Here is a 13,185-nt window from a genome sequence, read left to right on the forward strand (position 1 = left end):
GTACACCGATTATGCCGACTTTTCCTCCCGACGGCAATAAATTTAGATCGATCTAAATAAGTTTAGTCTCGCTCGTCAATCATTAATTGGGATTAGACGACAGATGTTTTTGCCGGTCCACAGGACTGTCTAACCTGCAAATATGTCTCACTGACGATCCGCTCTGCCTGCCTTTCCGAATTTGCCAAGCGGGAAAGAAGCAGTCGAGCAGCGTTTTGGCCAACAGTAACAGGTCGGGTTGACACTGAACTCAGGCGCGGGCGTGTTGCTTCGGCATCGCTTACGTCATCGAAGCCTATCAGGGAAAAATCCTCACCTATTTTCCTCCCGCAATCATAGAGGCCAGCAGAAAGGCCCAGCGCAATCACGTCATTGAAGCAGATCGCCGCCGTCGGCTCCCGACCGTCTTGAAAGAGTATTGGAGCTGCTTTGGCAATTTCCGGCATGATATGCGGGAAGCGAACAATCATTTCGGAATCGAGGCCTTGCTGTTGCATCGCATCGCGAAACCCTTCGACACGCTCGCGATATGCTGAATGAATCGGCTCGTGTACAGCGAATGCGATTGTTCTATGCCCAAGCCTGGCAAGATGATTGACCGCCTGTCGCATACCGCCTGCATAATCAACACCTGCATAGTCAATTCGATCAGTCACATGGCGAAGCACTTGCACTACAGGCAAACCCCAGTCAGCGATCTGCTCGATGAATTCGGGTGCCGTTTCTGCGGTCGGCGACATGATCAAGCCATCCACACCATGTTCGCGCATACGCTGCATGAGAGTGCTTTGATTGGCAAAGTTCTCGTGACTATTGGCGAGCAGAACGACCAGCCCTGCTTCACCCACAACGCTATCTATTCCCGAAAGCAACTCGCCGTAAAACGGGTTGCCGAGAGTGGGCACGATGACGCCAACCGTATTCGACCGCTCTACCCGGAGACTGGCCGCCCCCATATTGTAGACATACCCCAGCTCCTGCAGGGATTTTTCTACTTTCTCGCGCGTTGCCGCTCCCACCAACGGGCTTTTGCGAATGACGAGGGAAGCGGTCGCGCGCGACACATTGGCGTGGCGTGCCACATCCAGAAGTGTAACGCGACTTTTCCTGCGATCGTCACTCGGCATAACTTCACCTGTCAGCAAATTGGGTAATGTCCGATCCGGTTGAAGACACATCTCGATAAAATCATCGACCAGATTCGAAAGGCATATATCAGTTCAGTCTGGCGCGTTGGTCAATCCGTCGGCCAGCAAACCTGAAATCATCATGCGGAAGTGGCTTTGGGTGGCATTCCCAACGCCTTAATTATACACATGTTCTCCCCACGATTATCACTTGCCTTTCGTTTTTTTTCATTTCGAATGCTATCGTTTTCGTATTTATTCTGCCATTGGGAGAATCGAAGGTTGATCCTTTGGCAAAAATTGCATTCATATAAGTGCAATGAATATACCGCGGATGTCGGAACTTTGAGGCCATTACCAATGAGCTCGAATGTTCACGCAATCTCACACTCGAGGAGGAAACATGCTTATCCGTCTGATTACGACTTCGGCGCTGACGAGCGCCCTCGCCCTCACCATCGGTTCGCAGGCATTTGCCCAGACGGAACTGGCATGGTGGCATGGCATGACCGGTGCCAACAACGAAATGGTGAATGAGCTCTCGAAAGAGTTCAACGAAAGTCAGAGCGAATACAAGATCGTTCCCGTCTATAAGGGCACTTATCCCGAAACGTTGAATGCCGGCATCGCTGCGTTCCGTTCAAAACAGCCGCCTGCGATCCTTCAAGTCTTCGACGCTGGTAGTGGTGTTATGATGGCGGCCGAGGGCGCCGTGGTTCCTGCCGCTGAGGTATTGGAAAAGGGCGGCTTCAAGTTTGACAAGTCTCAATATTTGCCCGGCATCGTCGCTTACTATTCGAAACCGGACGGCACGATGCTGTCTTTCCCGTATAATTCCTCGTCGCCGATCCTCTATTACAACAAGGACACCTTCAAGAAGGCTGGCCTCGATGAAAACAACCCGCCAAAAACATGGCCGGAAGTTTTCGAAGCAGCCAAGAAGATCAAGTCCAGCGGCGCGGCACCGTGCGGTTTCACCTCTACATGGTTGACTTGGATTCAGACCGAAAACTTTGCTGCCTGGAACAACGTCCCTTATGGTACCAATGAAAACGGCCTTGGCGGAACCGATGTAAAGCTCGAGATCAACTCACCGCTTTACATCCAGCACTTCCAGTCGATTGCCGATCTCGCGAAAGATGGGACGTTCCGCTATGGCGGCCGCACATCGGAAGCCAAGCAGCTTTTCACCTCCAGTGAATGCGCAATGTTGACCGAATCCTCCGGCGGCCTCGGAGATGTTGTAAAGTCCGGCATCAACTACGGTATCGGTCAGCTACCTTACTATGAAGGGCACGGCCCGCAGAACACGATCCCTGGCGGTGCAGCTCTCTGGGTCTTCGCCGGTCTCAGCGACGAACAGTACAAGGGCGTAGCAGAATTCTTCAACTTCCTCTCGCAGACCAAAATCCAGGTCAAGCTGCACGAAAAGTCGGGCTATCTGCCTGTGACGCTGGCTGCATACGAGGAAACCAAGAAGTCGGATTTCTATGAAAAAAATCCGGGCCGTGAGACACCTATCCTCCAGATGATGGGCAAGGCACCGACCGAAAATTCAAAGGGTGTTCGTCTCATCAACCTGCCGCAGGTTCGCGATATTCTGAACGAAGAATTCGAAGCCATGCTCGGCGGTAAGCAGGATGCGAAAACGGCACTCGAAAACGGCGTCAAGCGTGCTAACGACGCGATTGCCGCAGCTCAGTAATCGATCACATTGACACAACGCCGCCTGTCTCTGTGGCAGGCGGCCTTGTTACCCACGAGGAAGCTCCCCGTGCAGAAAGTTACCTTTCCGAATAAAGTCTTGCCCTATTTCCTGCTGGCCCCACAGATCGTTCTGACCGTGGTGTTTTTCTTCTGGCCAGCCAGTCAGGCAATTTATCAGTCCTTCATGCGTGAAGACGCATTCGGATTGAAGTCTACATTTGTGGGACTGGCCAACTTTACAACCGTTCTGGCTGACCCCAACTATCTACACTCGTTCAGAGTAACCATTGTCTTCAATATACTGACCGCACTGCTTGCGATGGGTGCAGCACTATTACTTGCAACGGCAGCAGATCGCGTTATCCGCGGCAAGACGTTTTATCGTACGCTCCTGATCTGGCCTTATGCTGTGGCTCCCGCCGTCGCAGGCATGTTGTGGCTATTCATGTTCAACCCGGCGATGGGCACTTTTGCCTATATTCTGCGCCGCAATGGCATCGCCTGGGATCCTCTGCTTGATGGTAATCAGGCCATGGGCCTCGTCGTCGTCGCAGCCGCATGGAAGCAGATTTCTTATAACTTTCTATTCTTTGTTGCAGGGTTACAGGCAATTCCTAAATCGTTAATCGAAGCAGCCGCCATCGATGGCGCGCGAGGATCGCGACGATTCTGGTCTATCGTATTTCCACTTCTCGCACCCACATCATTCTTCCTGCTGGTCGTGAACACTGTCTATGCCTTCTTCGACACATTCGGCATCATCCATGCTGTGACAGGCGGGGGACCTGCCAGAGCAACCGAAACGCTAGTCTATAAGGTTTACAATGACGGTTTCGTCAACCTGAACCTCGGCTCTTCTTCGGCACAGTCCGTTATTCTGATGGCAATTGTTATTGCCTTGACAGCCTTTCAGTTCCGCTTCGTCGAGAAGCGTGTGCATTATTCGTGAGTGAGGCGACAATGATAGAAAAACGCCCAGTCTCAAATCTTATCGGACATCTGATTCTGATCGTAGGCATCATTATCGTCGCCTTTCCGATCTACTATACCTTCGTCGCTTCGACGATGACTTCAACCCAGATTATCCGCCCGCCAATCTCGCTGTTGCCCGGCGATCATTTCGTGGAAAACTACGGCGAAGCCATCTTCGGCGGTGTAGAGCGCGTCGTCGGCGTAAGTCTCGAGCGACTTCTTTGGAACTCGTTCGTGGTCGCCATGGCCATCGCTGTCGGCAAGATCATCATCTCCTTCATGTCGGCGTTCGCGATTGTATTTTTTCGTTTTCCACTACGCATGTTCTTCTTCTGGATGATCTTCATAACGTTGATGCTCCCGGTGGAGGTCCGTATCCTGCCCACCTACAAGGTGATTGTCGATCTCGGCTTGATCGACACCTATGCGGGGCTCACGCTGCCATTGATGGCGTCCGCGACGGCAACATTTCTGTTCCGCCAGTTCTTCCTCACCATTCCCGGAGAACTGGTTGAAGCAGCGCGTATCGACAACGCTGGCCCATTCCGGTTCATGCGGGATATTCTGCTTCCCCTTTCAAAGACGAATATTGCAGCGCTTTTCGTCATTCTCTTCATTTACGGATGGACCCAATATCTCTGGCCGCTGCTTGTTACCAATGACGCCAAGATGAACACGATCATCATTGGTTTGCGCCGTATGGTCGATTGGGCCGATGCGTCCACGCCTTGGAACTATGTCATGGTAACCGCCATTCTGGCTATCATCCCACCGATCCTCGTTGTGGTGCTGATGCAGCGCTGGTTCGTCAAAGGTCTCGTTGAAACGGAAAAGTAATGAGCAAAATCGTTCTTGATAACGTCCGCAAGAGCTATGGCGGCAATGTCGAAGTCATCAAAGGCGTATCGCTGGAGATTAACGACGGCGAATTTGTAGTGCTGGTTGGCCCTTCAGGCTGCGGTAAATCCACTCTTCTGCGCATGATTGCCGGTCTGGAAGGCATTACATCCGGCACAATCTCTATTGGAGAGCGTGTGGTCAACGATGTTGAACCTGCAGAACGCGATATCGCCATGGTATTCCAGAATTATGCGCTCTATCCGCATATGACGGTTCGAGAAAATCTTGCCTATGGCCTGAAGAACCGCAAAACGCCAAAAGATGAAATCGAACGTCGCATTGCCAAAGCGGCAAAGGCACTCGAAATCGAGCCTTTTCTTGAGCGTAAGCCGCGCCAACTTTCCGGTGGTCAGCGCCAACGCGTCGCCATGGGGCGTGCAATTGTGCGTGAACCCGCAGCTTTTCTCTTTGATGAACCGCTTTCCAATCTGGATGCCAAACTGCGCGTGCAGATGCGTGTAGAGATCAAGCGCCTCCAACGCTCGCTCGGCACCACCAGTGTTTACGTGACACATGACCAGATGGAAGCCATGACCATGGCGGACCGTCTCGTCGTGCTGAATGCTGGCCATATCGAACAGGTTGGCACACCAATCGAGCTTTACGAAAAGCCAGCCTCCACGTTCGTCGCAACGTTTATCGGCTCGCCGTCGATGAACCTGCTGCAAAGCGCAGACACCACTGGCTGGAAAACTGGCAATGCAGTGAAAACACCCGCCGGAAACTTCACCATCGGCGTTCGTCCGGAAGATATCCGTATTCTGGAGGATGGTGAACCAGATGTTGATGGTTTCAATGCAACCGTCCGGATTGAAGCTGTCGAACTTGTCGGCGCAGAAAGTTATATCCACGCTGGTTTGCCGGATGGTAAGCCGCTTATTTTCCGCGTTGCAGGACGCTCGGCACACAATATCGACGAGACCGTCAGGGTCGGTGCCCTAGCAGGAAATGTGCATGTTTTCGACGGTGACGGTCAGCGTTTAAATGATTGACATCAAAGCGGGTTGCGCCCTCAAGGGAGCGCAACCCGCTATAATAATCGATTTCTGTTTTAAAAATTATCCGCTACACAGAAGTGGAATATTTTTCCGCCTGTGAGGAAATTCCGATAGATGACGCATCAGCAGATACTCTCCTTTGCAGTAATCATACTCATGATGGGGGCGTTTATCTGGGGCAAATTCCGTTATGATGTGGTTGCACTCTGTGCGCTCCTCCTGGCGATAGCTGTTGGGGTCGTCCCCTTCGATCAGGCTTTCTCAGGTTTCAGCGATGACATTGTTATCATTGTTGGCAGTGCCTTGGTGGTGAGCGCAGGCGTTGCACGTTCAGGTCTCATGCAAGCGGCAGTCCAACGGTTCTTGCCAGAAATGAACAGCGTCAGGCTACAGCTTGTCGTTCTGGTGGCAGTCGTTACTATACTCTCCGCCTTTGTGAAGAACGTCGGTGCACTGGCAATCATGATTCCAGTCGCTTTTCAGTTCGCGCGCCGTTCCAACGTATCCCCCTCGACCTTTCTCATGCCCATGGCATTCGGCGCACTGCTCGGCGGCTTGATGACCCAAGTAGGTACTTCGCCGAATATCGTCGTTTCTCGTATACGTGGCGAGATGGTCGGCGAACCATTCACTATGTTTGACTTCACCCCCGTCGGTGCCGTGCTATCAGCCGTAGGGCTCATCTATCTGGCGCTTTTTTATTGGCTCGTTCCACAACGCACTCGCGAAAACGTATCGCTGGACGAAGCAATCAAGATCAAGAATTACGCGTCCGAAGCACGTATCACCAAATCTTCGACGATGACCGGCAAGCGCGTGACCGATCTCATCAAGGCGGCTGAAGGCGAAGCGATGGTGACTTCCATCATACGCAACGACCAGCGATTGACACCACTTCCCGATACGATGCTGACCGAAGGAGATGTCGTCCTTCTCGAAGGAGACCCAAAGGCGCTCGATGCGATCATAAGCGCTGGAAAACTCACCTTGTCCGAAAATCGCAACCCCTCCGAGACTAGCGGCTCCACCGACATCGAGGTGGTAGAAGCCGTTATCGGCAAGAATTCTCGCCTCGTCGGACTGACAGCCCAGAGACTTGCCCTTTTCGCGCGCTATGATCTCAACTTGCTGGCTGTCAGCCGACCGGGTGAACGTATTACCGAACGTCTCAGTGAGGTCATTCTACGCTTCGGTGATGTGATCGTGTTGCAGGGCAGACAGGCAAATCTATCCACCTTCCTGCCAGAGTTCGAATTACTGCCGCTCGCCCGCCGCAAGCTGATGCTCGGCAGCGTCAGGCGTGGATTGATCCCACTCGCCATTCTGATCGCCGCCATCGGGGCAACCGCATTAAGCCTTGTGCCTGTCGCAGTCGCTTTTTTTGCCGCTGCCGTCGCCATGCTGTTGTTCAAGGTGATCCCTCTTAATGAGGTCTATGACGAAATAGATGGTCCAATTCTGGTGATGCTTGCGGCACTCATCCCTGTTTCGGATGCGCTACGAACAACCGGCGGCACAGATCTCATAGCAGAAGGGCTCGCCACAATCGGCCATCAATTACCGCCAGCGGGTGCATTGGCGCTCATTCTTGTGGCCGCGATGATGGTGACACCATTTCTCAACAATGCCGCAACGGTGCTTGTTATGGCTCCCATCGCAACAAGTTTCGCTTCCGGACTCGGTTTCAAGCCGGAAGCATTTTTGATGGCGGTTGCGATCGGCGCTGGTTGTGATTTCCTCACACCAATCGGCCATCAATGCAATACGCTGGTTATGGGACCGGGCGGTTACAAATTCAGCGATTATCCGCGTCTGGGATTCCCACTATCAATCATCATAGCGATTGTAACAGTCCCAACACTGATGTTTTTCTGGCCACTGAAATAGCGCTAAAGCTGAACTGAGCGTATCCATTCGACGCTATCAGAGACTATCTTTTCCACAGGCTCGGCAATGTCTGCGCGGAAAACCTGCGGTTCGCCAACAGGGCTTTCCAGCGTAGCGATCTGGCTTTCCAGCATCGTTACCGGCATGAAATGCCCGGTGCGATGCCCCATGTGCTCGTGCAATACTTCAAAGCTGCCGTCCAGAAAGACAAACAGCACCGGCGCTCCTGCCGCAGAGCGAAGACGATCACGATAGCTCGTCTTTAGTGCGGAGCAAGAAATGACAATTCCATCGGTCGAGGCCGCTAGACGTTCACCAATTTTGTCGAGCCAGGGCCAGCGATCCTCATCCTGCAAAGGTATGCCCGCCGACATCTTATCGACATTGGACTTCGGATGCAGGGAGTCGCCTTCAAGAAACGGGAGAGCCAGCAAATCGGCAATTTTCTCACCCACGGTCGATTTTCCGGAACCCGAAACACCCATAACGATAATACGCAGCATCAGTTCCTCATACACTAGCGGTCATGCCGCCATCGACGTGCAAAACCTGTCCATTTACGAAAGAGGAGGCATTGCTGCTCAGGAAGACTGCAGCGCCGACCAACTCTTCCACATCGCCCCAACGGCCGGCCGGCGTTCTTTTTTCCAGCCATGCCGTAAATTCGGGATTATCAACCAATGCCTGATTCAGCGGCGTCTTGAAATAGCCGGGAGCAATCGCATTGATCTGCAGGCCATGTCGGGCCCAATCGGTGGCCATGCCACGTGTCAGATTACGGATTGCCCCTTTTGTCGCCGTATAGGGCGCGATGGAAGGCCGCGCTAGTTCACTTTGAACCGAAGCAATGTTGATTATCTTGCCGCGTCCTCGCGCGATCATATGGCGTGCAGCGGCCTGTCCAGCATAAAAAGCGCTGGAAATATTGGTTTCCAGAAGCTGCTGCCATTTCTCGATCGGAAAATCTTCGAGCGGGGCGCGATACTGCATCCCGGCATTATTGACCAGAATATCGAGCGCCCCGATTTCCTCTTCAATCCCATCGATGGCCGCGCGAACTTCTTCGGCATCCGTCACATCAAACGCAGATGCAAGGATCGTATGGCCCTCTTTTTCCAATAGCGCGACCGCCGCATCCACCTTGGTCCGATCACGGCCATTGATGATTACCGTGGCGCCATGTTCTGCAAGCCCTCGCGCCAATGCAAAACCGATGCCCTGGCTGGAACCGGTGATCAGGGCTATGCGCCCTTCCAGACTGAAAAGTTCGAAAGAAGAAGTCATCAGAAAGTTTCCAGTTTGAGACCGACGCGGCTTGCTGCCTGCACAATGTGGTGGCGCATCACTTCACGCGCTCGCAAGGGGTCACGTGAATGGATAGCATCCCTGATTGCCGTGTGCTCATCGATTGTGATTTCGACAATCTGTTCAAGCACCGCTCGTGCACGCGCCGCATTGATTGCCTGATTGATCCTCTCGGCAATGAAACCGAGGACCAATGGAAAATACTCATTATGTGTTGCGGAAGCGAGTGCGCGGTGAAATGCGAGATCAGCAGCTATACCTGTATCTGTCCATTTTTTCGAGCCGCTCATTTCCGCTAGTGCTTCATTAAGTTGCATCATTTCGTGTTCGTCATGATGCACTGCCGCGAGCCCGGCAGCTTCTATCTCCAGCGCCATTCGCAACTGGAACAGGCTGCGGAAACTATCACGATTGGCGAGTGTTTCAGGCTCTATGCGAAGAGCATGCCGCCGGTCGGGTTCCGTTACGAAAGCACCTACACCCTGTCGAGTTTCAACTAGGCCTTCATTGCGCAGCTGGGCAATCGCTTCACGTACAACCGAGCGACTGACACCAAAGCTCTGTGCGAGATTATGTTCTGTCGGGAGCTTTTGTCCCGGCAGAAGGCTACCTTCACTGATCTGCCGCGTAATTTCGGAAGCGATGCGTCCGGGAAGCTGCTCATTGCGCCTGATTTCACCAAACAAAGTGATAAAGTCTCCCTGATTGCCCGTGCGATTGGTGTGTCGTCACCCTTTTGAAGAGTCAAGCAAAAGCTGGCAGCCCGGATTCATGATATTATCTGGATCAATGACTTGCTTGAGAGCTTCAAGCAGTTTTCGTCGTGCAGGATCAATGCGCTTCTCGAAATCGTCCCTTTTCAAGCGACCGATGCCGTGTTCGGCGCTAATGCTACCTGCATAGCGATCCAGGACAGCATTGATCGTTTCTTTCGCAAGCTTGATCTTCTTGTCTTTCGTTGCAACATCGAGATTGCTTTCCGGAATGACATTGAGATGCACATTGCCATCGCCGACATGTCCGTAAGAAACGGCGAGACAATCTGGAAGAATCCTGGTCAGTTCCTGTTCAGCTTCGGCAACGAATGATGCCAGTTTTGAAAGCGGTACAGAAATATCAGTACGAAGGTGCTTACCGCGTAACGCCTGCCCCTCATTCATGGCCTCACGAAATGTCCAGAGATTTTGACCTTGTGCACGAGAGGACGCGATTGTTCCGTCAAGAACGAGGCCGTCTTCCATTGCGCCAGCGAGAAACTGTTCCATCAAGGATAGTATATCGACCAGCCCCGAACCTGAAATCTCCATCAAGACATAGGCGGGGTACTGTCCAAGTGGCATGGCAAGCTCTGGTATCGCCTCTTGCGCCAATGTAAAAGCAACCGGCGGCATGAATTCAAAAGCAGACATCAAATCACAGCATTGCACACGCGCGCGCCTATAAAGTGCAATCGCATCACCGAGCGAATTGAGCCCCAGCAGGGCTGTTTCCACCTTGTCTGGCAAAGGCATAAGTTTGATTGCCACACCGGTCACCACTCCCAGAATGCCTTCTGCCCCTATAAATAGCTGTTTCAGGTCAATGCCGCGATTGTCTTTCCTCAGTGTCGAAAGACCATTGAATACCGTACCGTCAGGCAGCACAACCTCCAGTCCCAGCATCAACTCGCGAGTCATGCCGTACCGCAACACATTGATGCCGCCGGCATTGGTGCTGACATTTCCCCCGATGCGGCAGCTTCCCTGAGCGCCGAGGGCTAATGGAAAAAACATCCCTTCGGCTGCCAGTTTGTCTTTCAGTTCGGAGAGAATGCAGCCGGCATCCACAATCGCTGAAAAATCATCCGGATCGATCTTACGAATACGGTTCATTCGCTCAAGGCTTAGAATGACAAGATTATCTTGACCATCCGGCACGCCGCCTTGCACAAGACCGGTGTTTCCGCCTTGCGGAATGATGGACAATCCCAGTGAGGCGCAGGCTTTAACCGCAGCAGAAACACCCTCTGTCGAACGCGGACGGATGACGGCAACCGCCGTATTTGCCACATCTCCCGGCCAGTCGCGACAATAGCCAAGCATGTCGTTTTGCCCGGTCATAACCAGATCATCGCCCAAAAGAGCAACGAGATCAGTTTGCTTGTTTCCGGTCATGTGCCCCAAACCGTACATGATATCCTCTTGGCTTTACCGATGCGCAATGTGCTGTCGCGGATGTACAACAGTCTTTGAGATGCGACAGGCTTTTCCGTTTCATTCCTGTGGCAAGACGGAGAAAACTGTTTTCAACGCCTACATATAAGGTTATCAGACAACCCTACAACACAAATCTGGTGGGAGATCGGATAAGTGTCGAAGTGGTAGCCAACGCGAGACATTCGAATAGGGTCGGCTGCAAGGCAGGGAGGAGGCCTTCTAAATGCATATCGCAATCATCGGTGCTGCAGGTATGGTCGGACGCAAGCTAACGCAGCGCCTTTCAAACGATGGTCATCTCGGGGAAACCCCAGTTGAAGAGCTCACACTTATCGATATCGTAGCAGCAGAACTTCCGAGCGGCTTTGCAGGATCGGTCGATACTCTCGCAGCGGATATATCCACCATGGAAACCGCTCAGAAGATCGTGTCAGGACGACCTGACGTTATCTTTCACCTCGCGGCAATCGTGTCCGGTGAAGCAGAGATCGACTTCGATAAAGGATATCGAATCAATCTGGATGGCACTCGGCATCTGTTCGACGCAATCAGGCTTGCCCACATTGCCGATGGCTATAAACCTCGCGTAGTTTTCACGTCGTCCATCGCCGTTTTCGGCGCCCCGCTCCCCTACCCGATCCCCGACGAGTTTCACACGACCCCGTTGACAAGTTACGGTACGCAGAAGGCAATCAGCGAGCTCCTGTTATCGGACTACACCCGGCGCGGCTTTTTTGACGGTATCGGCATTCGCCTGCCGACGATCTGCATACGCCCCGGCAAACCGAACAAGGCCGCATCCGGCTTCTTCTCCAACATCCTGCGTGAGCCGCTCTCCGGACAGGAAGCAATCTTACCTGTTCCCGAAGATGTCCGGCATTGGCATGCTTCACCACGCTCAGCCGTCGGCTTTCTGATCCATGGAGCCACCATCAATACGGAAGCAGTTGGAGCACGTCGCAATCTCTCCATGCCTGGTCTCAGTGCCACTGTAGGCGAGCAGATTGAAGCGTTGCGTCGCATTGCCGGAGAAAAAGCCGTCGGTCTGATCCGACGTGAACCAGACGAAATGATCATGCGTATGGTTGCAGGCTGGGCTCCCGGTTTCGAAGCAAAACGCGCACAGGCTCTTGGCTTCAGCGCAGAAACATCCTTTGATGAGATCATTCGCGTTCACATCGAAGATGAAATGGGAGGCAAGCTTTGACACGCAAGATCGCTTTTCTTGGAACCGGCCTGATGGGCGCACCAATGGCCAGTCGGCTGCTGGATGCCGGCTTTGATGTAACCGTCTGGAACCGGAACAGCGCCAAGTCTGCTCCTCTCGCTGAAAAAGGTGCCGCACTCGCTCAATCGGCCACCGAGGCAGTGGAGACGGCGGATGTTATCATCACGATGTTGACCGACGGTCCGGCGGTACGCGACGTTCTTTTCGACCAAGGGACCGCTGCCGTCTTGAAAAAAGGCAGCGTGGTCATCGATATGAGTTCAATTTCGCCAGACTTCGCGCGCGAACATGCCAAGCGTCTGGCGGCAATAGGCGTCGATCATATCGATGCCCCGGTTTCCGGTGGCGTAGTGGGCGCCCAGGAAGGCACGCTTGCCATCATGGCCGGAGGAGATGAAGCAATCATTGCTGGCCTAGCCGATGTTTTCAAGTCCATGGGGTGCCTTACCCGCGTTGGCCCGTCGGGTGCCGGTCAACTCGCAAAACTTGCCAATCAGCAGATTGTTGCCGTAACCATTGGAGCGATTGCAGAGGCAATGGTCCTGGTCGAAAAGGGTGGCGGGTCGCGCGCCGCATTTCGAGACGCTATCCGCGGCGGTTTCTGTGAAAGCCGCATTCTCGAATTGCACGGCAAGCGGATGATTGAGCGCAACTTTGAACCGGGCGGCACATCGCGCATTCAGCTTAAAGATCTCAATTCGATCCTCCAGACCGCGAGCGACCTATCGCTGAGCTTGCCATTGACCGAGACCGTACGCGAAGCCTTCGCATCTTTCGTGAAGGAAGGCGGTGGCGAGAAGGATCACAGCGCCCTGCTCCTGCATCTCGAAAAGCTTAACGAGAGCCATAAAGGCTAGCGCGTTGGC

12 protein-coding genes are annotated in these 13,185 nt (G+C 53.2%); 7 read left to right on the plus strand and 5 right to left on the minus strand.

Features of this window, described 5'->3' with window-relative positions:
* Positions 1–92: 92 nt before the first annotated feature.
* The gene (locus F9K91_RS15140; protein WP_151678110.1) at positions 93–1,127 is read right to left on the minus strand and encodes a LacI family DNA-binding transcriptional regulator; all 1,035 of its coding nucleotides are present in this window, start codon (positions 1,125–1,127) and stop codon (positions 93–95) included.
* Between the two features lie 403 nt (positions 1,128–1,530).
* Here F9K91_RS15140 and ugpB point away from each other — a divergent pair, with 403 nt between their 5' ends.
* The 5 genes from ugpB (at position 1,531) to F9K91_RS15165 (ending at position 7,591) form a co-directional block, all read left to right on the plus strand.
* Complete coding sequence (gene ugpB, locus F9K91_RS15145; protein WP_167522221.1) at positions 1,531–2,832, plus strand: sn-glycerol-3-phosphate ABC transporter substrate-binding protein UgpB; 1,302 nt, start codon at positions 1,531–1,533, stop codon at positions 2,830–2,832.
* 69 nt (positions 2,833–2,901) lie between these two features.
* Entirely contained in the window at positions 2,902–3,783 is an 882-nt protein-coding gene (gene ugpA, locus F9K91_RS15150; protein ID WP_061347106.1) for a sn-glycerol-3-phosphate ABC transporter permease UgpA, read from the plus strand.
* Between the two features lie 11 nt (positions 3,784–3,794).
* Positions 3,795–4,643: a sn-glycerol-3-phosphate ABC transporter permease UgpE gene (gene ugpE, locus F9K91_RS15155; RefSeq protein WP_061347105.1), complete on the plus strand. Its 849-nt coding sequence runs from the start codon at positions 3,795–3,797 to the stop codon at positions 4,641–4,643.
* Entirely contained in the window at positions 4,643–5,698 is a 1,056-nt protein-coding gene (locus F9K91_RS15160; RefSeq protein ID WP_151554573.1) for a sn-glycerol-3-phosphate import ATP-binding protein UgpC, read from the plus strand. Before ugpE ends, F9K91_RS15160 begins: the two co-directional genes overlap by 1 nt.
* A gap of 120 nt (positions 5,699–5,818) precedes the next feature.
* The gene (locus F9K91_RS15165) at positions 5,819–7,591 is read left to right on the plus strand and encodes an SLC13 family permease (protein ID WP_151554572.1); all 1,773 of its coding nucleotides are present in this window, start codon (positions 5,819–5,821) and stop codon (positions 7,589–7,591) included.
* Between the two features lie 2 nt (positions 7,592–7,593).
* Here the strand turns inward: F9K91_RS15165 and F9K91_RS15170 are convergent, their stop codons facing one another.
* Genes F9K91_RS15170 through F9K91_RS15185 form a run of 4 tightly spaced genes read right to left on the minus strand, consistent with a single transcriptional unit; the run spans position 7,594 to position 11,067 of the window.
* A complete protein-coding gene (locus F9K91_RS15170; protein WP_151678111.1) occupies positions 7,594–8,094 on the minus strand; it encodes a gluconokinase in 501 nt (166 codons plus the stop codon).
* Between the two features lie 7 nt (positions 8,095–8,101).
* Positions 8,102–8,875, minus strand: coding sequence for an SDR family oxidoreductase (locus tag F9K91_RS15175; RefSeq protein WP_151678112.1), 774 nt, complete (start codon positions 8,873–8,875; stop codon positions 8,102–8,104).
* A complete protein-coding gene (locus F9K91_RS15180) occupies positions 8,875–9,582 on the minus strand; it encodes a FadR/GntR family transcriptional regulator (RefSeq protein ID WP_061347100.1) in 708 nt (235 codons plus the stop codon). Before F9K91_RS15180 ends, F9K91_RS15175 begins: the two co-directional genes overlap by 1 nt.
* 42 nt (positions 9,583–9,624) lie before the next feature.
* On the minus strand, positions 9,625–11,067 hold the full coding sequence (locus tag F9K91_RS15185; protein WP_151678113.1) for an FAD-binding oxidoreductase: 1,443 nt from the start codon (positions 11,065–11,067) through the stop codon (positions 9,625–9,627).
* Positions 11,068–11,314: 247 nt separating this feature from the next.
* Here F9K91_RS15185 and denD point away from each other — a divergent pair, with 247 nt between their 5' ends.
* Positions 11,315–12,298, plus strand: a complete 984-nt coding sequence (gene denD, locus F9K91_RS15190) for a D-erythronate dehydrogenase (protein ID WP_151678114.1) — start codon at positions 11,315–11,317, stop codon at positions 12,296–12,298.
* On the plus strand, positions 12,295–13,176 hold the full coding sequence (locus F9K91_RS15195) for an NAD(P)-dependent oxidoreductase (protein ID WP_151678115.1): 882 nt from the start codon (positions 12,295–12,297) through the stop codon (positions 13,174–13,176). Before denD ends, F9K91_RS15195 begins: the two co-directional genes overlap by 4 nt.
* Positions 13,177–13,185 lie beyond the last annotated feature (9 nt).

It is taken from the genome of Brucella tritici (assembly GCF_008932295.1).
In the GTDB taxonomy this organism is placed as follows: Bacteria; Pseudomonadota; Alphaproteobacteria; order Rhizobiales; family Rhizobiaceae; genus Brucella; species Brucella tritici.